Origin of the sequence: Tessaracoccus sp. MC1865, from assembly GCF_017815535.1 — a bacterium.
GTDB lineage: Bacteria > Actinomycetota > Actinomycetes > Propionibacteriales > Propionibacteriaceae > Arachnia.
In genome coordinates this window covers 2,666,815-2,687,437 of record NZ_CP072596.1, presented here as the reverse complement: position 1 = coordinate 2,687,437, position 20,623 = coordinate 2,666,815, and the positions used below count along the sequence as shown (strand labels likewise).

Genomic DNA, 20,623 nt, shown 5'->3' with positions numbered 1-20,623 from the left:
CGCGGCGGTGGCCGCCGGTGGTTCGGGTCACGCGCCGGCCGGACGGGCCCAGGCGAACGTGTCGATGTGCTGGCCGAAGGCGCGCAGGATGGCCGCAGACCCCTCCAGGGCGGACAGCGACTCGTGGGCGATCCGCGATTCCACGCGGTCTGCCACCGCCCGCACCTCGGGCGAGGTGCGCAGCGATTCCATCAGCTCGTCGCGCACCATGTTCCACAGCCAGTCGCGCTGTTGGTCGAGGCGCCGCGCCTGCAGCGAGCCCCCCTCCTCCAGCTCGTTGCGGTGCGCGACCACCGCGTCCCAGACCCCGTCCAGGCCTTCCCCGGTGTACGACGAACAGGTCAGCACCGGAGCCCGGCGCTTCTCGTTGTCGCTGGTGATGAGCTTCATCGCGATGCTGAGTTCCCGCGCGGCGACCCTCGCGGCCTGCTCGTTGTCGCCGTCGGCCTTCGTGATGGCGATCACGTCGGCCAGCTCCAGGATGCCGCGCTTGATGCCCTGCAACTGGTCTCCGGTGCGCGCCACCTGCAGCATGAGGAAGGTGTCGACCATGCCGTGCACGGCCACCTCGCTCTGCCCCACGCCCACCGTCTCGACCAGCACCACGTCGTAGCCGGCCGCCTCGAGCACCAGCATCGATTCGCGGGTGGCCCGCGCGACGCCGCCCAGGTGCCCGGCCGAGGGCGAGGGCCGGATGAAGGTGTTGTCGTGTTGGGCCAGCTCCGCCATCCGGGTGCGGTCACCCAGGATGGAGCCGCCGGTGCGCGACGACGACGGGTCCACCGCCAGCACCGCCACCTTGTGCTCCCGCTCCTCGATGAGTTTGACGCCCATGGCGTTGATGAACGTCGACTTCCCGGCGCCGGGTACGCCGGAGATGCCGACGCGGAACGCACGACCTGTCAGGGGCGCGATCTTCTGCAGCAGCTCATGGGCCTGTTCGCGGTGCGCGGGCTTGAGTGACTCGACGAGCGTGATCGCCCGCGCGATGTGCCCGCGGGACCCTTCGACGATGCCCTGAGCCAGATCTTCGACACTCACCTTGCGCATGATGCTGACCCTATCGCGTGGGGTTTCCCGCTTCCGGGTGCCTCCGGGGATCGGGGCCCCGGTGGCTGTGCCGCGAACCCGCCCTTTGTTACCGTCACCCCCATGAAACGCCTCGGACGCATGCTGGCCGTGCTGACTCTCGTCTGCCTCCCGATGCTCTGGGCGACCCCCGCCTGGGCCGATGACGAATACATCAGCCATCTCGACGTCACCTACGACATCCAGCGCGACGGCACCGTGGACGTCCGCTACGAGGTGCAGTGGCACTTCCCGGAGAAGGACCGCCACGGCATCATCCTCGACTTCGCCACCCGCGAACCATGGGATCAGGACTACAGCCAGGACGTGCTCTACGACATCACCGACGTCTCCGTGTCGAGCCCCAGCGGGGCCCCCGCCGGCTTCACCCAGACGACGCGGGGCGCAGGTTCCACCGAGGCGGTGAGCCTGCGCATCGGCGACCCCGACGTCGAGCTCGGCACCAGGGACGCCACCTACGTCGTCGAGTACACGATGGCCGGCGCGCTGCGCACCTTCGAGGGTGCGCCCCAACTGTTCTGGGACGTCAACAGCCCGGACCTCCCGCAGGTGCGGAAGTTCACGGCGACGGTCACCGGCCCCGAGGGTGTCGCGCGGGCGCGGTGCCTCGTCGGTAGCGAGGAGTGCCAGTCCGCCGTCGACGACGGGGTGGCCAGCTTCTCGCACGACGGTGGGCCGGGCGTGACCAGCGTGGTCGCCGAGCTCCCACCCGGGTCCGTGACCCGCGCGGAACCGGTGCTGGAGCCGAAGCGCCTCATCGGCCACGAACTGCGTGGGCTGTACAGCACCGTGGAGGTGCTCCCCGACGGCTCCGCCGAGGTGCAGCAGCGCCTCGAGTTCATGTTCCCCGCCGACGCCTCGGAGCGGATCCAGCTGGACTTCGTGGTCAGGGCGCCGTGGTCTGAGGACCTCGACCAGGTCATCGACATCTCCGACGTGCGCATCCGGGACGAACAGGGCGGGGAGGTGACCCCCGAGGTCTGGCGCTCGGATTCGGCGCAGAGCACGCTCGTGGGCTGGCTCACGTTCCGGGCCGACAACCCGGGCGCCCAGCAGGTGCTCAGGACCTTCCACCTCTCGTACCGGATCGCCGGGGCGGTCGCCGTCGAGGGCGACACCGCCCGCCTCCGCGTGCCCATCGTCCACACCGGCACGTACGACCTCACCGGCGCCACCGCCGTGTGGCGCCTCCCGGCCGCCCCCGAGGGGACCGCCTGCCTGGATCTGAGCTACTACCGGGAGGGTCCCGGCCGCCCCTGCGAGTTCTCTGCGCAGGTCGACGGCGCCACGGTGACAGCCGGCCTCGACCTGCTCGGCAACGAGTACCCGCCGCTGGTCACCGACTTCGCGCTCCCGGCCGCTGCCTTCACCTCGACGGTGCCGCTGGAGCCCAGCCTGGACGCCGCCCGGAACGAGCGCCGCGCCGCCGGCACGCTGCTCGGTCTGGGCGGCGGGGGCGCGGTGATCGCGGCGGGGGCAGCGGCCGCGCTGGTCGGACGTCGCCGCGATGAGAGGTACGCGACGGTGGCGCCCGGCCTCGTCGGCGCGCCCGGCGTCGTCCGCGCTGTGCGACGCAACGAGGACGTCCCGGTCCGCTTCCACCCACCGGAGATCCAGCCGCGCCAGGCGGGCCTCCTGCTGGACCGCCAGTTCAAGCCCGTGCACCTGGCCGCCACGCTGGTGCAGTTGGCGGTGCGGAACCTGGTGGTGCTCGACTCGAAGCCGCTCATCGTGCAGCGCGTCGACGGCTCCGGCGAGGGAGCCTCAGGAACGGAGTGGCGGGTCCTCCTCCACGCGACGGACAGCCGGGAGAAGTTGCCGGCCAACAATGCCCGGCAGATGCGCCAGATCATGGAGGAGGCCGCCGAGCACGAGATTGCGACGTCGGGATGGTTCCAGCCCTATGCGCCCACCAAGCGGGGTCTGCTGGTGTTCTTCCTGCCGTTGTTGCCGGCGGTGCTGTTCACCGCGTACGCACTGCTCGTGGACAATCCGCTGCCCGACGGCGGCTTCCGCATCGGGCTGGGGCTGTTCATCGGCGGCGTGGCGGGCGCGATCCTCGGGAAGAGGCTGCTGCCCAAGGCGATCCTGTCGGCGGACGGCACCGCGCTCCGCGACCAGGTGGAGGGCTTCCGGAAGTACATCAACACCGCCGAGGCCAAGCAGCTCAACTTCGAGGCGGACCGCGACATCTACCGCCGCTACCTGCCCTGGGCGGTGGTGTTGGGACTCACGGAGAGGTGGACCGCCGTGTGCCGCGAGTGGGCTGCGCAGGGCAGGATCGACGAGGTCGACACGTCGTTCTGGGTGGGCTCCGCGTCGTTCGCGGATTTCGACAGGGAGATGAGCCGCTTCAGCCGCGAGGTCACCAGCGCCTCCGCCCCGCCGGCGTCGAGTGGTGGCTCGGGGGGATCCTCCGGCTTCTCGTCGGGCAGCAGCGGCGGCGGTGGAGGCGGCGGCACCAGTGGCAGCAGCTGGTGAGGCGCCGCTACTGGTTGCGGGCGGCGTAGCGCTCTTCTGTGGCCTCTTTCATGGGCCTCCACCACGCTTCGTTGTCCTCGTACCAGGTGATGGTGTCGTCGAGCCCCTCGGCGAAGTCCGTGTACCGCGGCTCCCAACCCAGTTCGTCGCGGAGCTTGCCGGCGTCGATCGCGTAGCGCAGATCGTGGCCGGGGCGGTCCGCCACGTGGTCGTACCAGTCGGGGGCGTGGCCCATGAGTTGCAGGATGAGCTCCACCACTTCGCGGTTGCTCTTCTCGTTGTTGGCACCGATGAGGTACGTCTCGCCCACCCGGCCCTTCGTCAGGACGGCCCAGACGGCCGAGTTGTGGTCGTCGACGTGCAGCCAGTCGCGCACGTGGTCGCCGGACCCGTAGAGCTTGGGCCGGTGGCCGGTGATGAGGTTGGTGACCTGGCGGGCGATGAATTTCTCCACGTGCTGGCGGGGGCCGTAGTTGTTCGACGACGTGGACACCGTCGCCTCCACACCGAAGGACCGCACCCAGGCGCGAACCAGGTGGTCGCTGGCGGCCTTGGAGGCCGAATAGGGCGACGACGGCCGGTACGCGCTCTCCGGAGTGAACCGCTCCGCCGATCCCAGGGGCAGGTCCCCGAACACCTCGTCGGTGGAGATGTGGTGCAGCCGCTTGTTGAACAGGCGTACGGCCTGCAGCACGTGGTAGGTGCCCACGATGTTGGTGTCGATGAACGCGCCGGGACCTTCCAGCGAGTTGTCGTTGTGGGATTCCGCTGCGAAATGGACGACGGCGTCGCTGGCCTCGACCAGGTCGTTGACCAGCCCGGGGGCGGTGATGGAGCCCGTGACCAACTCGAACCGGCGCGGGGGCAGCCCGGCGAGGCTGGCGGGATTGCCGGCGTAGGTGAGGGCATCGAGGACCACGACGGAGGCATCTGTGTGCTGGATGACCCAGTGCACGAAGTTGCTGCCGATGAATCCCGCACCGCCGGTGACGAGCACTGTGGTCATGGGCTCAGCGTAGCGGCCGCCGTTCGGCCGGGTTCTGAGTGCGGTGAAGAACGCGGCGATAAAGTGGCGGCGTCGAACAAACGCGGGAGAGGATCTCCATGGGCAGGATTCTGGTGTTGAGCGGCGTGGGTCCGTACGCGGACCCCTGGCACCCGTTCGAGCGGACAACGCCGGCGATCGCTGAGGTGCTGCGGGACGCCGGCTACGCGGTCGAGGTGCGCGAGACCGTCGCCGGCTCGATGCTCGACCTGGCCTCCTTCGACCTGCTGGTGGTCAACGCCGGCGGCGGGATCGCCGACGAGCCGGAGTCGCCGTCGGCAGAGTTCGACGACGACCTCGGCGCGCTGGGGGATTACCTGGACGCAGGCGGTCGTGCGCTCAGCATCCACACCTCCAACGGAGCCTTCCGGCAGCAGCCGAAGTGGCGGGCGGCCGTCGGCGGGAACTGGGGACCGGACTCGTGGCACCCGGAGATCTCCGACGCGACGTTCGAACCGGCCGCCCGCGCCGAGAAGCACCCAGTGTGGGCGGGGCTGGACGCCGTCGAGGTGTTCGACGAGAAGTACTCACGCCTGGACATCGACGAGGGGGTCACACCGTTGGTCCAGCACACGCTGGAGGGACGCGACCAGGTGATGGGCTGGGCGGTCCGTGGCCAGGTGGTCTTCGACGGCCTGGGCCACGACGAGCTGTCCTACCAGTCAGCGTCGCGTCGGCAACTGTTGCTCAACGAGGTCGCCTGGCTGCTGCGCACGTAGTCGTCCAGGCAGCACGAAACCCCCCGAGCGTGGTGCTCGGGGGGTTCGCTGTGCTCAGTCTGCGAGGCGCTCGTTCAGCTTCGTCAGCAGGTCGATCGCTGCCTCGGGGATGATCGTGCCGGGCGGGTAGATCGCGTCGGCGCCGCTTTCGCGGAGCTCGTCGAAGTCCTGCGCGGGGATCACGCCACCGACGACCACCATGATGTCGCTGCGGCCCAGCTTGTCCAGCTCCTTGCGCAGCTCAGGCACCAGGGTGAGGTGGCCGGCTGCCAGCGAGGAGGCGCCCACCACGTGGACGTCGGACTCGACGGCCTGGCGTGCGGTCTCCTCGGGGGTCTGGAACAGCGGGCCTACGTCGACGTCCATGCCGAGATCGGCATAGGCGGTGGCGATGACCTTCTGGCCACGGTCGTGGCCGTCCTGGCCCATCTTCGCGATGAGGATGCGCGGGCGTCGGCCTTCCTTGGTCTCGAACTCCTCGACCAGGGCGCGCGCCTTCTCCACCGCCTCGTTGTTGCCGGTTTCCTTGCTGTACACACCAGAGATCGTACGGATCTGCGCGGTGTAGCGCCCGTAAACCTTCTCCAGCGCGTCGGAGATCTCGCCCAGCGACGCCTTGGCGCGGGCCGCGTCGATCGCCACCTTCAGCAGGTTGCGATCAGGGTCCGTCGAATCCGGGTTGGCTGCGACCCAGGTGAGGCGCTCCAGCATCTCCTGCGTGACAGTCTCGTCGCGCTCGGCGCGTAGCTGCTCGAGCTTGGCGATCTGCGCACCACGCACCGCACGGTTGTCGACCTTCAGCACCTCAAGCGCGTCCTCGGTGTCGAGGTTGTACTTGTTGACGCCGATGACCGGCTGGCGGCCGGAATCGATGCGCGCCTGGGTGCGGGCAGCCGCCTCCTCGATGCGCATCTTCGGGATGCCCTGCTCGATGGCCTTGGCCATACCGCCGGCCTGCTCCACCTCCTGGATCCGCTCCCAGGCGCGACGCGCGAGCTGCTCGGTGAGCTTCTCGACGTACGCGGAGCCGGCCCACGGGTCGACCGTCTGGGTGGTCTTGGATTCCTGCTGGAGGAACAGCTGGGTGTTGCGGGCGATGCGGGCGGAGAAGTCCGTCGGCAGCGCGATGGCCTCGTCGAGCGCGTTGGTGTGCAGCGACTGGGTGTGGCCCTGCGTCGCGGCCATGGCCTCGATGCAGGTGCGGCCCACGTTGTTGTACACGTCCTGCGCGGTCAGCGACCAGCCGGAGGTCTGCGAGTGCGTGCGCAGCGACATCGACTTCGGGTTCTTCGGCCCGAAGTCGCGCACCAGACGCGCCCACAGCATGCGGGCGGCGCGCATCTTGGCGACCTCCATGAAGAAGTTCATGCCCACTGCCCAGAAGAAGGACAGGCGGGGTGCGAACTGGTCCACGTTGAGGCCCACCGATTCGCCGGCGCGGATGTACTCCACGCCGTCGGCCAGGGTGTAGGCCATCTCGATGTCGGCCGTCGCGCCGGCCTCCTGCATGTGGTAACCCGAAATGGAGATCGAGTTGAACCGCGGCATGTTGTTGGAGGTGTAGGCGAAGATGTCGGCGATGATCTGCATCGACGGCGACGGCGGGTAGATGTAGGTGTTGCGGACCATGAACTCCTTCAGAATGTCGTTCTGAATGGTTCCGGCCAGCTGCTCGGGCTTGACGCCCTGCTCCTCGGCGGCGACGACGTACAGCGCCAGCACGGGAAGCACCGCACCGTTCATCGTCATCGACACCGACATCTGGTCCAGCGGGATGCCGTCGAACAGCTGCCGCATGTCGAGGATCGAGTCGACGGCGACACCGGCCATGCCCACGTCGCCGGCCACGCGCGGGTGGTCGGAGTCGTAGCCACGGTGGGTGGCGAGGTCGAACGCGATGGACAGGCCCTTCTGGCCGGCCGCGAGGTTGCGGCGGTAGAAGGCGTTGGACTCCTCAGCGGTGGAGAAGCCCGCGTACTGGCGCACGGTCCAGGGCTGGTTGACGTACATCGTCGCGTAGGGCCCGCGCAGGAACGGCGGGATGCCCGGCGCGGTCTCGAGGAAGTCGAGCTGGTCCAGGTCCGCGCCGCGGAACAGCGGCGGCACCAGGATGTGCTCCGGCGTCTGCCATCCGGCGGAGTGGCCGACCTCGTGGTTGATCGCGTCAAAGGTCTCCTCCGCGTTGGCCGGCACGGCCGACGCGAAGTCGATATCGGTAAAGCGGGGGATAGTCACTTCTCAGCTCCCAACTGGTCGAGGGTGGTGGTGAGCAGCTCGACCACGTTCATGCCGTCGAACACGTTGCCGTCGACGGCGGTCTCTCCGCCCTCGCCCAGCTCCTTGATCTGTCCTGCGACGAGCACCGTCTGCGCGCCGGCGGCCCGGAGGGCCTCAGCGACGGCGACACCCTGATCGGCGTAGACCTTGGCGGAGGAACACAGCACCGCAACGGTGGTGCCCTGCTCCTTCAACTGACGCGCGAAGTCCTCCGGCGAGCTGCCCTCGGCCAGCGGCGTGTCGATGCCGCCGACGTGGAACAGGTTGCCGGTGAAACCCTCACGGGCGCCGAAGTCGCGACGCTGGCCCAGGCAGGCCAACAGGACCTTGGGGGCGTTGCCCGCTTCGCGGGCCTTGTTGGCGCGGTCGCGGAGGTTCTCGAAGTCCTGCGAGTCGCGCACCAGCTTCAGGCCGCCCAACTCGGGGGCGGCAGGGCGGGGCTTGGCCTCGACCGGCTTCTCCGCGTGGTTGGGGAACATCGACACACCGGTCAGCGGGAGCTTGCGGGTGGCGAGCAGCTTCTTGCGGGACGCGTTGAGCTCGTCGAGCTGCGCCGCCACCGTGCCATCGGCCAGGGCCTGGGCGAAGCCGTCGGCCTCGAGCGCCTGGAAGACGGCCCAGGCCTTCTCGCTCATCTGGCGGGTCATCGACTCGACGAACCAGGCGCCGCCGGCCGGGTCGTTGACGCGGCCCACGTTGGATTCCTCGGCGAGGAGGATCTGCGTGTTGCGGGCGGTCCGGCGGGAGAACTCCGACGGGAGGCCCCATGCGGTGTCGAACGGCTGGACCGTCTGCACCTCGGCGCCACCGACAGCCGCCGCGAACGACGACATGGTGCCGCGCAGCAGGTTGACGTAGGCGTCGTCGCGGGACAGCTGACGCTCCGACGTGACGGCGTGCTGGACGGCGCCGCGCTTGGTGTCGGTCACGCCGAGCACCTCGCCGACGCGGTTCCACACGCCGCGGAGGGCCCGCAGCCGCGAGATGGTCGCGAACTGGTCCGTGGTCGCCGAGACGCGGAAGAGGATGGCGTCGAAGGCATCGTCGACGGTGAGCCCGGCGTCGGTCAGCGCGCGGACGTACTCGACGCCCACCGCGGCCGCATAGGCCAGCTCATGCACGTCGCCGGCCCCGGCATTGTGGTAGATGGTGGCGTCCACGACCACCGGGCGCACGCCCGGGAACGGCTCGGCCAGCTCGACGGCGTCCTTGAGGACACTGAGGTCGGGCTCGGTGCCGGCCAGGGCGGCCGCACCGATGGGATCGATGCCGAAGTTACCGGTGAAGGAGGAGTTGTCCTTGTCGGACGCCTCGAACACGGCGGCCAGCGCCCTGGCCGCCTCCAGCTGTCGGGTCTTCGAGGTGAGGTAGACCGGCGCGAGGTCCAGGAGGACGTCGGAGAGCACGGCTGAGAGGTCTTCAGGCTGGATCGCGTCGGGGTCGACGCGGAGGTAGACGGCGGTGCCACCGCGCTCCAGGTCCTGCAAGATGAAGCGGCGGGTCTCCGCCGCGTCGGGGTCCTCGTGGAGCTGGGCGACGTGCCAGGCATCCATGCTTCCGTCTCGCACGGTCGTGCCACGCACGAACGGGGCGACGCCGGGGAAGCCCAGGTCGTCCGTGCCGTCGCTCTTCACGTACAGCGGCTTGATGGTCAGGCCGTCGACGGTGGTGCTGGTCAGACGCTTGTACGCCTGTTCAATGTTCAGCTCCGTCCCTTCGGGGCGCCTGCGGTTGAGGACCTTCAGGACCTCCTTCTCCCAGTCCGCCTGGGAAGGAGTATCGAAGTCCGCGGCCAGGCTGAGATCGGCCGCACTGGTGGCTTGATCGCTCATAGCTCTCCGTCTTTCTAGGGGGTGAAACCCACGTTTCAACCCTAGACCAGCGCTTTTCACTCATAACCCGAGGCCAGAGATTGAACGAAAATCGGTGCGGCTAAAATTGCAGGGACTTTTCTGCCGGATCGGCGCGGCTGCGGAGGGATGTGGCAAAATTCTCCCTCCGGATGCGGCGCCAGTGGCTCAGCGTCCCCGGTCGGCGCGGACCGGGGCGCGGTCCCCGCGGATGGAGGCCACCATGTCCAGCACCCGCCGGGTGGCCCGGACGTCGTGCGCGCGGAACACCGTCGCCCCTTGCCAGGCCGAGATTGCGGTTGCCGCCAGCGTGCCTTCGAGGCGTTCGTCGGCGGGCAGGTCGAGGGTCTCGCCCACGAAGTCCTTCCGGGAGATCGCCTGGAGGACGGGGTAACCCAGGGCGACGATGCGGTGGGTGTTGGCCACCAGCGCCAGCGAGTTGAGCGTCGTCTTGCCGAAGTCGAGGGTGGGGTCGATGAGGATGCGCTCCCGGGGTAGCCCGGCCTCCTCGGCGCGGCGGGCGCCCTCCTGCAGCCCGTCCAGCACGTGCTCGACGACGGCGTCGCCCGGGCCGTAGTCGATGCTGGTGGGATCTGTGCGCGGCGGGAGCCCGCCCGTGTGGGAGATGACGTAGCCGGCGCCGGTCTCGGCGGCGACGTGGACGAGGTCGGCGTCGGCCCCCGCCCAGGTGTCGTTGATGAGGTCCACCAGGCCGGCGCACGCCTGGGCGACCTCGGTGCGCCAGGTGTCGACGGAGGTGAGCACCGGGAGTTCACGCAGCGCCTCGAGCACCGGTAGCACGCGCTGGATCTCCTCGGTGCCGGTGACCCACTCGCCTTCCTGACCCGCACGGACGCCGCCGATGTCGATGATGTCCACGCCCTCGTCGATCATCTGCTTGGCACGTTCGACGGCTGCGGTGGTGTCGGCGTAGCGGGCGGCGGTGTAGAAGGAGTCGCTGTTGCGGTTGATGATGCCCATGACGGCTGGGCGGGACGCATCGAAGCGCCGGCCTCCGAGGACGAGGGTCGCAGGCGAAGAGAGCATGGCGCCGAGTCTAGGCGTGCAGCGCGACGGCGGTCATGGGTTCCACGGTGACCTTCACCTTCCCGTCCTTCACCTCGAAGGTGCAGTCCTCGGGAACCAGGGCGTCGCAGTAGGTGCCGTCGGGGAGGTTGGTGGTCAGTTCCGGCTCGATGGCCTTGGTGGAGTTCCCGTTGATGGCGATCAGGCCGAGGTCGCCGCGGTCGAAGGCGACGGCGTAGCCCTCCTGCCACAGGTTCTCCGGCTCTGCATCGCCCACGACGGCGGCCCACTCCACCAGCCCCGCGTAGCTGCGGTGGAGGCAGAGCCAGGTGCCCGGTTCTGGCTTGTCCGTGGGCGTCGGCTGGGCGCACTCGGTGTCGGTGACCACGCCGTCGGACTGGGGCGCGCCGGCGTCGCGGTCCGTGAAGGCGTACCCGCTGTAGAGCACCGGGGTGCCGTACGGCACCGCCAGCAGCAGGATGTTGGCCAGGTGGTACTTCTTCGGGTCCTTGTAGGACAGCGTCTGGCGGTTGCGTTCGGTGTCGTGGTTGGTGACGAACGTGTACACCTGCTCGGACGGCACCTCGCCGTCGCGGATCTCGAGGGCGCGGTGGACGGCGCCGCCGGGGACGATGCCAGCGATGTCCTTGGCGAACTGGAACGCGAACACCGAGCCGGCGTCGAGGTAGTCCTCCGGCTGGATGGGCTCGCCGGAGCCGCGGATGACCTCCGAGATGATGAGGGGGTCGCCGTCGAGGGAGTCGACGATGGCCCGCACGTCGCGGGCGGGAAGGTGCTTGGCGGCGTCGATGCGGAAGCCGTCGACGCCGAGGCTCAGGAGGTCGTCGAGGTAGGCCGAGATCTTCTGCTGGACCGCGGGCTCTCCCGTCCGAAGGTCCGCGAGGTTACTGAGTTCGCACTCCTGGATCTCCTGCTGGTCGAGGTAGTTCTCGATGTCGCCCGAGGGCGTGGCGCAGTGGTGGAAGTCCGGCTCGGTGTAGAGGCCGGGGTAGTCGTAGTGCGTGAACGCGCTGCCGGCGACGCCGGTGCCGCCGTCGATGCCGGCCATGTGGTTGATGACCGCGTCGGCGATCACCTTGACCCCGACTTTGTGGCAGTCCGTCACCATCTGCTGGAACTCGGTGCGGGTGCCCAGCTTGGACTCGATCCGGTAGCTCACCGGCTGGTAGGAGGTCCACCACTGCCCACCCTCGATGTGTTCCTGGGCGGGGGAGAGGAGCACGAAGCTGAACTTGCCGGGGCCCAGCACGTCGGTGCACTCGCGGGCGACCGACTTCCAGTTCCACTGGAACAGCTGCACCCCGACGTGGGGTGTGGCCGGCGCCGGAGCCACCGAGGTCGTCGTCGACGGTGTGGTGTCCGAGGGCGCTTCGGAGGCAGGCGAACAGGCGCTGAATGCAAGGGTCGCCGTGAGGAGGATGCCGAGGACGCGTCGCATGGGGTCGATTATCGCCCACCCTGCCGCCGCCGAACCCCGGTCCCAGGCAGCGACGGCGAGCTCAGGCGAGCGGCGGCCGTAGGATGCGAGGGTGATGCACGCCCCCACCACCCGCTACGGCGTGATCCAGGCCGCCTACTGGAGCGGCTTCTGCATGGTGCTGCTCTTCGCCAGCGCCTACCTTCTCGACGCGGGGCTGACCAACTCCCAGATCGGCCTGGTGATCGCCGCCGGTGGCGCGCTGTCGGCGGTGCTGCAGCCGGTCGTGGCCGGGGCCGCGGACAGGTCGCGCCGCGTGCCGCTGCGGGTGTGGGCCGCTGCCCTTTCCGCGTTGATGGTGGCTGTGGGCGCGATCCTCCTCATCCCTGGGCTGCACTGGCTGCTCACCGCCGTGTTCTTCGGCCTGTTGGTGCTGACCGTGCAGCTGCTGCAACCCCTGGTCAACGCGCTGGGGATCGCGGCGATGGCGCGTGGCGTGAAGCTGAACTTCGGGGTGGCGCGGGCGGCGGGCTCCGGCGTCTTCGCGCTCGTCTCGGTGGGCGCCGGCTGGATCGTGGCCGTGGCCGGAAGCGTGATGGTGCCGCTCCTGATCATCGCGTTCCAGATCGCCTTCCTCGTGGCGACGGTGACCTTCGTGCACCGGGGTGGGATCGCCGTCGTGTCGGGTGCCCCCGACGAACCGGTGGCGGCACCCACCCAGCCGATGACGCGCGCCCGGTGGCAGCGCTTCTTCGTCCTGCTGGCCGGCATCACGGTGCTCATGACCTCTCACGCGATGATCAACAACTACATGCTGCAGGTCATGCGCCACCACGGCGGTGACACCGGCGAGATGGGCACCGCCGTGATGATCGCGGCGCTGATGGAACTGCCCGTGATGGTGCTCTGGGGCAGGGTGATGGGCCGCTGGTCGCCGGGACGCCTCCTGCAGTTGTCCGGCGTCTTCTTCGTGGTGAAGACGGCGCTGACCTGGCTCGCGCCCAGCGTGCTGGGCATCTACGGGGCACAGACGCTTCAGATCGGCGCCTTCGGGGCGATGGTCATGGCCTCGGTGTACTACGTGGAGCGGATGCTGCCGGCGCGCGACCGGATCAAGGGTCAGGCCTACATGACCATGACGGCGACCGCTGGCTCGGTGGTGGGCTCGCTGTTGGGCGGCGTGCTGCTGGATGCGAGCGGGGTGCCGCTGATGTTGCTGGTGGGCACCGGGATCGCCGCAGTGGGCGGGGCGCTCACGCTCGTCTCGGCGGAGGCGCGGCTCTGAGCTTCGCTTCGGGCGAAGAGATCTTCGGTTCTCTGGAGACGGCCGGCTCAGAGGCCGTCCGTCACCTCGGTGGGGGAGGTCTGCAACTGAGTCAGCCGTTCGTTGACCTGCGCCAGCACCTCAGCGGTCTCCGCGTTCAGCGCTTTCATGGCCTTGCGGCGGGCGCCGCCGTTGTTGGAGTGCCACGCCAGTTCGCCGCGCATCCGCAGCGCCTGGGCCTGTCGTCGCCAACCGGTGGGCTCCACCGCCTGCGGGAAGGTCTCGGAGACGGCGTCGGCAGCCACCTCGATCGCGTTGAGCTTGGCCTCGAAGCGGAGCTTCGGGTTCTCCGAGTTCGTGGCCTCCTTCAGCCTGGCCACCGCACCGTCGATGCTCTCGGAGATCTGGGGGTTGTCGCGCAGCGCGGACAGCAGCGTGGCTGTCGCGGCGATGACGCCGGAGGCCGTGGTCACGATGAGGCGGATTTTGCTCATGCCGGACATTTTACGGTGGCGCCCCAACTGCCGGTTCCGGATCTTGTGGACGCGCGCTCGGCCCTGATCGACCCAGCGCCAAGTACGCTTCTCGGATGGCGAACGAGCAGCCCAGGCCCGACGACATCGGGCGCGACCAGGAACCGCCCCACAAGCGGCTGGACCGGCACTGGAACGAGCTTCTCCAGGAGTTGCGGGTCACGCAGGGGGGCGTGCAGATTCTCGCCGGCCTGCTCTACACGCTGCCGTTCCAGGCCCGGTTCGAGGCCGTCGACCAGGCGCAACGCTGGGTCTACCTCGGGGCCGTGTCGTTCGCCACGCTGAGCGCTGCGCTGCTGATCGCGCCGGTGGCCTTCCACCGGGCGCTGTTCCGCCGTCGGCTGCGGCAGAACCTCATCAGAGTCTCCGCGTTCGTCACCAAGCTGGGGTTGGCGCTGCTGGCGCTCTCCCTGACTCTGGTGTCGGCGCTGGTGTTCAGCGTCGTCGCGGGATGGGCGGCGGGCCTGATCAGCGGCGGCGTCGCCGCGGTCTTCTTCTTCGTCGTGTGGTTGATGCTGCCGCTCGGCTGGTCCCGCGGCTACCCGGAGAAGGAGGGGGAGCCCAAGGACTAGGCCAGCACCGTCTGGTCGTAGGAGTACATCGACGCCCGGTAGACGTGCATGCCGAATTCGACGGCGCGGTGCTGCTCGTCGTAGGCCGTGCGTTGCATCGTCAGGAGCGCGCTGCCGGCGGGTTCGTTCAGCAGCCGGCCCTCCTCCGCGGTGGCGAGCCTGGCGCCGATCTGCTGGTAACCGACGGTCACCTTGATGTCGCGCTCCCGCAGGCAGGCGTAGAAACCCTTCTCCTCGAGTTCCTCGCGGTTGGGGGCGATGGTGGCGGGCAGCCAGTTCTGCATCACGGCGAGCGGCTCGTCTCGGAGCATGCGTAGGCGCTTGAAGTAGACCACCTCCGCGCCGGGCTCGAGGTTGAGCGCGGCCGCGACCCCGGGCGTCGACGATTCCTGCAGCCACGACAGCACGGTGGTGCTGGGGTCCACGCCGGACTTCTCGAGGTCGTCGTTCAGCGAGGTCAGCGACATGGGGCGGTGCACGCGCATGGGGGTGACCTGGGTGCCGGCGCCCCGTCGACGCACGATGAGGCCGCGATTGGTGAGGGTCTCCATCGCGCGGCGGGCGGTGGGCCGCGAGACGCGGAGGCGGGCGGCCATCGAGACCTCGTCCTCCAGGCGGGTGCCGGGCGCGATCTCGCCCGTCTCGATGAGACTGGCGAGGGGTTCGGCGATCTGCGCGTGCAGTGGGACCGTGCTGTCGCGGTCGATGGTGATGTCCACTACGTATGGTTTGGTGCTCGGCATGGTGCGTCCGACCCTGCTTCCCGTGATTCCCCTGGGGCAGCCCGCCGTTGGGCTGGCTGGTGACAGTCTAGATGCACCGACGTATTAAGACGCGAATATGTGCTGATCTTTGTCCGGTGACATGAGCGCCCACGCGGCTGCGTCCACCGCCTCAGGGCCGTCATTGTCAGTTGGTGGCACCCACGGTGAAGTCGCCCCAGCGCTCGATCTGCCAGCCGTCCGCCGTCGAACCGTTCAGCACGATCCACTGGGTGTTCTTCAGCGGCGGTGCGTTGTCGAAGCCGAACTCCGGGTCCTGCCAGATCGCCCACACGCGCAGGGCGGCACCGTGGCTGACCAGCGCGACGTGGTCGTCGCCCGCCTGTTCCATCGCCGCGACGGCGTTGCTGAAGCGGGCCATGAACTCGCGGGCCGTCTCGCCACCCTCCAGGCCGATGTCCATGTTCTCCGGGTGCCAGGTGTTGAGGATCCCCACATACGCGGTCCAGTCGGTGTTCATCTCCTCGACGCCGGCCGCGATCTCATGGATGCCGTCGACGATGATGGGCTCCAGGCCCCTGGCCTCGGCCAACGGTGCGGCGGTCTGCTGCGCGCGGATCAGCGTGGACGCGTACAGCACGTCGATCTCTTCGTCGGCGATGGCCTCGACAAGGGCCTCGGCCTGCGCCAGGCCGGTCTCGTTCAGCGGCGCGCCCGGATGGGCGGTGTCGAGTTGACGGTTGACGTTGGAGTCGGTCTCCCCGTGACGGATCAGGATCAGGCGCATGACCCGAAGCCTAGCCAGCCTGGCAGTGACCCTGAAATTGCGGCGGCTGTCAGGGCAGCCGCGGGACGTCGCCCCGCAGGCCGGTGGAGGTGAGGATCGTGTCCGCCTGGCCGCCGCTGTGGGTGATGTGGTGCTCGTCGTGCACCGTCAGTTGCGTGCGGTGGTGCCGCAGCGCCGTGGCGACGCGGGGGCGGTAGCGCTCGAGCTCGACCCAGACGTCGGCCTTCGACCGGTCCGCTGTCAGGGAGGCGTAGGGGATGCCCAGCTCGTCGGCCGCAGCCTTGGTGAGGTGGTGCAGACGGACGTGGTCCGGGTGGCCGTAGCCGCCGTCGGCGTCGTAGCTGACGGCCAGGTCGGCGTTGGAGCGGCGCAGGAACGCGGCGATGTCGGCGACCGCCTCGGCATCGTTTGCCGCGAAGAGCGAGCGGTCGTCGGCGGTGTCGCCCGGGCCAGCGACCGTCTCGCTGATCCACTGCATCCCCGAGTCGAGGTAGCGGCGCGGCTCTCCCCCCGCCATGCGGGCGGGCGGCATCCCCAGATAGGCGTGCACGGCCACACCGAGTTCGTCGATCGCGCCGGCCAGTTCCGCCTCCCGGCGCCGTTCGAGTTCCGGCGTGCCGGCCAGGACGGACAGCGGGCCGGGCACCACGCCACCCATCTCACCGCGCGTGGCGGTGAGCAGGGAGACCCTGACCCCTTCGTCGGCCAGGTGGGCGATGAGGGCACCGGAGGCCAGAGTCTCGTCGTCGGGATGGGCGTGGACGAAGGTGACCCGCTTGACGCACCGTTCGGCCAGCACCCGGCGGTAGTTGTCGACGGTGTGCCGGGCCGTGTGCGCCCACGTCATCTTCTCCGCGCGCTCGCGGCCGGTGCGGCCGAGCTTCTCCCGCTCGGCCGCGTCGCGTAGCAGGGGGCGGAGGGCGGCAGCCCAGTCGTGCGGGTTGTGGGTGGGCAGCAGCAGACCGGTGTGGGTGTTGCAGATGGCCTCGGTCAGGCCCCCTGCGGCCGCCGCGAGAACGGGGATGCCGGAGGCCGACGCCTCCAACGCGACCAGGCCGAACGTTTCGGAGTGCGACGGGACGAGCAGCACGGAGGAGTGGCGCATGATCTGCGCGAAGGAGTCGCGGTCCTGGCCGGGCAGGAAGGTGACCCTGCTCTCCAACCCGAGCTCCGTCACCAACGAGTGGAGTTCGGCCTCGTAGGCGGCGAAATCCGCCGATACCTGGCCCACGACGACCAGGCTGGGCCGCTCGTCGGCCGGAAGGAGCGCCAGCGTGCGGATGGCGATGTCCGGCGCCTTGAGGGGCTGGAGCCGGGCGGCGAAGAGGAGGTAGCCCGGGTCCACACCGGGGGCGGGTGTCCAGGTGTCGCCCGGCGTGGCGGGGTGGAAGAGGTCGATGTCGACCCCGGGCTGCACGATCGCGACGCGCTCCGGGTCTGCCTGGCAACGGCCGATGACCACGGCGGCCTCGTGGTGCGAGACGGCCAGGATCAGGTCGGATTCCCGGGCGCACTGGACCTCGCCGTCGAGCCGCGCCGGCGACTCCGGCGGCTCGCCGTCGCGCAACGGGGAGTTGGGGTGCGCGGCGACGGAGTGGTAGGTCATCACGTGGGGGATGCCGGCCGCGCGGGCCAGGGGGATGGCCGCGACGCCGGACATCCAGTGGTGTGAGTGGACCAGGTCGAAGTGACCTGCGGCCAGGAGGGGTTCGAGGTTGCTGCGGAACGCGTCGATGTACTGGTCGATCTCGCTCTTGGGCAGCGACCGTGCAGGGCCGGCCGTCACGTGGTGCAGGATGATGCCGTCGTCCAGCGTGTCGACGTCGGGCTGGTCCGCCGACGAGCGGCGGGTGAAGAACTCGACGTCGACGCCCGTCGTCTCCTGCAGGGCCGTGGCGAGGGCGCGGATGAGCACGTTCATCCCCCCGGCATCCGCGGTGCCCGCCCGCTCGGCCGGTGAGGTGTGCATGGAGATGAAGGCGACCCGCATGGGCTGAGCCTACTGCCGGCGCGACCCCAGGTCCTCCGCGGCGGCGACCACCGCGTCGATCAGCGCGCGGTCCTGGGCCAGGTCCGGGGCCACGAAGCCGACGACGCGCGCTGCGGCCTCGGTGAGCTCACCGGCGGCCAGGGCGAGCACCACGTCCGCCTGAGCGTCCTTCACTGGGGCGCCGAGGCCCCGCAGATGCAGCAGCCAGGCGGCGACGGCCTTCACCGCAGCCACCGGCATCTCACCGCGGCCGCGCCACGCGCGCAGCGTCGGGGCGATCCGCACGGGCAGCTTCAGCGAGCCGTCGGAGGCGATCTGGGCCAGCAGGTGCCGGATGTTGGGGTTCTCGTAGCGCTCGACCAGGGCGCGGGCGTACTCCTCCCACGGCACCTGGAGGCCGGGTCCGGCCTCGTTCCACCACGCCAGCACCCACTCGCGCAGGACGGGGTGCGCGATGCCCTCGGCGACGGTTTCGACGCCCAGGATGGGGCCCGCGTACGCCAGCAGCGAGTGGGAACCGTTCAACATCCACAGCTTGCGCTGCTCGTAGGGCTCCACGTCGAGGACCAGTTGCGCACCGGCCGACTCCCAGTCGGGGCGGCCTGCGGGGAACTCGCCCGAGATGACCCATTCGGAGAACGGCTCGGTGGGAACGGGGGAGGCGTCGGAGTAACCCTGCGTCTCGGCCACGAGCCGGACCTCGGCCTCCGTCGTGGCCGGCGTGATGCGGTCCACCATGCAGGTGGCCCAGGCCACGTTCTCGTCCATCCACCCCACGAGAGTGGGGTCCACCTGATGGGCGGCGTCCCGCACGACCTGCCCGAAGGCGGTGCCGTTGTCGGGGATGTTGTCACAGGGCAGCACGGTGAGCGCGCCCGAGCCCGCGGCGCGGCGGCCCAGCAGGCCGGCCAGGATGCGCGCCGGGGGAGTGGAGATGGCCAGTCCGGCGATGGAGTCGACGGTCACCCGGCCCTCCTCCACCAGCGTCTTCAGCGCTGCGAGGTCGGCGGCCACGGCCTCATCGGCGACGTCGAGGGCCCCGGACGGGAGCCGGTAGTAGCCGGCCTCGGTCACCGTCGAGGTCACGACGGCGAGCTCGGGGGAGGCGAAGTAGTCCATCAGCGCGCGGAAGTCCGACGCCGGGTGCACGGCCACGACCGACGAGATGACCTCGAAGTGGTCGCCGTCGGCGCCCTGGGTGACCAGCGTGTAGAGCCCGTCCTGCGGGGTGAGCAGGTCCGACATCGTGGGCCGGCGCCCGGTGAAGGCCGCGATGCCCCATTCGGCGGCGTCCGAGGCGTGTTCGGTGTACCAGGCCTGGTGGGCGCGGGTGAAGTTGCCGAGGCCGAGGTGGACCATGCGGACGGGGGCGGCGGGGCGGCCGAAATCGGCGCGGGTGAGCGTGGTCACAGCTTGAACACCTTCTTGGGCTGGGTCGAGGTGAGGTCGACGATGGTTTCGAGGGCCTCGTCCATCGCCAGCCGATGTTCGGCGACGAGGTTGGCGAGGAAGGCGGAGTCGACGCGGCGCGAGACGTCGTGCCGGGCGGGGATGGAACAGAACGCTCGGGTGTCGTCGATGAAGCCGGAGGTCTTGGCGAAGCCGGCGTAGCCGGTGACGGAGCGGCGGAACCGCATGATGGCGTCGGCCTCGTCGATGAACCACCAGGGGGCGCCGACGAACAGGCCGCGGTACCAGCCGGCGAGCGGCGCGAGTTCGCGCGAGAACGCGGTCTCGTCCATGGTGAAGACCACCAGGTGGAAGCCCTCGGCGTTGCCGTAGGCGTCGAGCATGGGCTGCAGCGCACGGGTGAATTCGACAGCGTGGGGGACGTCCCCGCCCACGTCGGCGCCGAAGCGCTCGAAGGTCGCCGAGTCGTGGTTGCGGTGGACGGCCGGATGCAGGGTCATGACGAGCCCGTCGTCGACGGCGAGCCTGGCTTGGTCGTTGACCATGTGGCGCCGCAGGGCGTCACCGTCGGACGGGGTGATCGTCCCGGCCAGCGCCTCGCGGAAGAGCCGCTCGGCCTCGGCGTCGGAGAGGCGCTGGGTGCCGGCGTCGGCGTGCGAGTGGTCGGTGGAGACCGCCCCGTTGTCCTTGAAGAACTGGCGGCGCACCCGCATGGCTTCGACGTGCGCGGCGTACCCGTCGATCTCGACGTCGGTCACCGCCGCCAGGTTCTGCGTCAGCGTGCGCCAGGTGGGGCGCGCCGGCTCGAGGTACTGGTCCGGCCGGAACGTGGGCACGACGCGGCCTTCCCACGTGGGGTCCGCAGCGAGGCGCTGGTGGGCGTCGAGCGGGCTGCACGGGTCGTCGGTGGTGGCCATGGCCTCGATGTTGAACCGCTTGTACAGCGCGCGCGGCCGGTACTCGTCGCGCGTGAGGCAGCCGGCGATCTGGTCGTAGATCTCGTCAGCCGTCTCCGCGGAGGGCCGCACCTGGACGTCGAACACGTCGTGGAACTCGGACTCGAACCAGAACTGCACGGGGGTGCCGCGCAGCACCTTCCAGTTCTCGCACAGCTTCCGGAAGGCGCCGCGCGACTGCTCCTCGCTCAGCTCGGTGCCGACGGGGACACCCAGGTCCGCGAGGTCAACGCCGCCGGCGGCATGCAGCATCCGGTTGGTGTAGTGGTCGGGTGTCAGCAACAGCGACGTCGGGTCCGAGAACGGCTCGTCGTCGGCCAGCCATTCGGCGGGCACGTGCCCGTGGGGGGAGACGATCGGCGCATCGGCGACGGTTCGGTACAGCTCGCGCGCGATGTCGCGGGTGCCCGGGTCCGCCGGGAGGAGCCGGTCGGCGTGCGGGGCGAGGGGGGTGGGGGACATGG

Annotated in this window: 16 protein-coding genes; 4 read left to right on the top strand and 12 right to left on the bottom strand. The window is 69.7% G+C overall.

Annotated features, from left to right (window positions below):
- Nucleotides 1-27: 27 nt before the first annotated feature.
- Nucleotides 28-1,050: a methylmalonyl Co-A mutase-associated GTPase MeaB gene (gene meaB / locus J7D54_RS12550; RefSeq protein ID WP_182764183.1), complete on the bottom strand. Its 1,023-nt coding sequence runs from the start codon at nt 1,048-1,050 to the stop codon at nt 28-30.
- A 102-nt stretch (nt 1,051-1,152) separates the two neighbouring features.
- Here meaB and J7D54_RS12545 point away from each other — a divergent pair, with 102 nt between their 5' ends.
- Nucleotides 1,153-3,570 (top strand): DUF2207 domain-containing protein, encoded by a 2,418-nt coding sequence (locus J7D54_RS12545; protein WP_182764182.1) that lies wholly within the window; start codon nt 1,153-1,155, stop codon nt 3,568-3,570.
- 7 nt (nt 3,571-3,577) lie between these two features.
- On the opposite strand, the gene rfbB is transcribed toward J7D54_RS12545, so the two are convergent.
- Entirely contained in the window at nt 3,578-4,576 is a 999-nt protein-coding gene (gene rfbB, locus J7D54_RS12540; protein WP_182764181.1) for a dTDP-glucose 4,6-dehydratase, read from the bottom strand.
- Between the two features lie 98 nt (nt 4,577-4,674).
- On the opposite strand from rfbB, the gene J7D54_RS12535 reads away from it, so the two are divergent.
- Nucleotides 4,675-5,334 (top strand): ThuA domain-containing protein, encoded by a 660-nt coding sequence (locus J7D54_RS12535; protein ID WP_182764180.1) that lies wholly within the window; start codon nt 4,675-4,677, stop codon nt 5,332-5,334.
- A 54-nt stretch (nt 5,335-5,388) separates the two neighbouring features.
- Here the strand turns inward: J7D54_RS12535 and scpA are convergent, their stop codons facing one another.
- The 4 genes from scpA to J7D54_RS12515 all read right to left on the bottom strand — a co-directional run bounded on the left by scpA (nt 5,389) and on the right by J7D54_RS12515 (nt 11,946).
- Nucleotides 5,389-7,569 carry a methylmalonyl-CoA mutase gene (gene scpA, locus J7D54_RS12530; RefSeq protein WP_182764179.1) on the bottom strand — a complete coding sequence of 727 codons (2,181 nt, stop codon included), beginning with the start codon at nt 7,567-7,569 and terminating at the stop codon, nt 5,389-5,391.
- Nucleotides 7,566-9,443, bottom strand: coding sequence for a methylmalonyl-CoA mutase small subunit (gene mutA / locus J7D54_RS12525; RefSeq protein ID WP_182764178.1), 1,878 nt, complete (start codon nt 9,441-9,443; stop codon nt 7,566-7,568). Before mutA ends, scpA begins: the two co-directional genes overlap by 4 nt.
- A gap of 186 nt (nt 9,444-9,629) precedes the next feature.
- Entirely contained in the window at nt 9,630-10,508 is an 879-nt protein-coding gene (gene folP, locus J7D54_RS12520) for a dihydropteroate synthase (RefSeq protein ID WP_182764177.1), read from the bottom strand.
- Between the two features lie 10 nt (nt 10,509-10,518).
- The gene (locus tag J7D54_RS12515; RefSeq protein ID WP_182764176.1) at nt 10,519-11,946 is read right to left on the bottom strand and encodes an alpha-amylase family protein; all 1,428 of its coding nucleotides are present in this window, start codon (nt 11,944-11,946) and stop codon (nt 10,519-10,521) included.
- Nucleotides 11,947-12,040: 94 nt separating this feature from the next.
- On the opposite strand from J7D54_RS12515, the gene J7D54_RS12510 reads away from it, so the two are divergent.
- Nucleotides 12,041-13,210, top strand: a complete 1,170-nt coding sequence (locus J7D54_RS12510; protein ID WP_245244248.1) for an MFS transporter — start codon at nt 12,041-12,043, stop codon at nt 13,208-13,210.
- 47 nt (nt 13,211-13,257) lie between these two features.
- Here J7D54_RS12510 and J7D54_RS12505 read toward each other — a convergent pair whose 3' ends face one another.
- Complete coding sequence (locus J7D54_RS12505) at nt 13,258-13,683, bottom strand: hypothetical protein (RefSeq protein ID WP_182764174.1); 426 nt, start codon at nt 13,681-13,683, stop codon at nt 13,258-13,260.
- A 95-nt stretch (nt 13,684-13,778) separates the two neighbouring features.
- Here J7D54_RS12505 and J7D54_RS12500 point away from each other — a divergent pair, with 95 nt between their 5' ends.
- On the top strand, nt 13,779-14,294 hold the full coding sequence (locus J7D54_RS12500; protein WP_182764173.1) for a DUF6328 family protein: 516 nt from the start codon (nt 13,779-13,781) through the stop codon (nt 14,292-14,294).
- Here the strand turns inward: J7D54_RS12500 and J7D54_RS12495 are convergent.
- The 5 genes from J7D54_RS12495 to uxaC form a co-directional block, all read right to left on the bottom strand.
- Entirely contained in the window at nt 14,291-15,037 is a 747-nt protein-coding gene (locus J7D54_RS12495) for a GntR family transcriptional regulator (protein WP_182764172.1), read from the bottom strand. The genes J7D54_RS12500 and J7D54_RS12495 overlap by 4 nt on opposite strands.
- 166 nt (nt 15,038-15,203) lie before the next feature.
- Complete coding sequence (locus J7D54_RS12490) at nt 15,204-15,803, bottom strand: histidine phosphatase family protein (protein ID WP_182764171.1); 600 nt, start codon at nt 15,801-15,803, stop codon at nt 15,204-15,206.
- A gap of 49 nt (nt 15,804-15,852) precedes the next feature.
- Entirely contained in the window at nt 15,853-17,793 is a 1,941-nt protein-coding gene (locus J7D54_RS12485; protein ID WP_182764170.1) for a glycosyltransferase, read from the bottom strand.
- 9 nt (nt 17,794-17,802) lie between these two features.
- A complete protein-coding gene (locus J7D54_RS12480; protein ID WP_245244008.1) occupies nt 17,803-19,203 on the bottom strand; it encodes a mannitol dehydrogenase family protein in 1,401 nt (466 codons plus the stop codon).
- Nucleotides 19,200-20,621: a glucuronate isomerase gene (gene uxaC / locus J7D54_RS12475; protein WP_182764169.1), complete on the bottom strand. Its 1,422-nt coding sequence runs from the start codon at nt 20,619-20,621 to the stop codon at nt 19,200-19,202. The genes J7D54_RS12480 and uxaC overlap by 4 nt, the downstream gene beginning before the upstream one ends.
- Nucleotides 20,622-20,623: the final 2 nt, after the last annotated feature.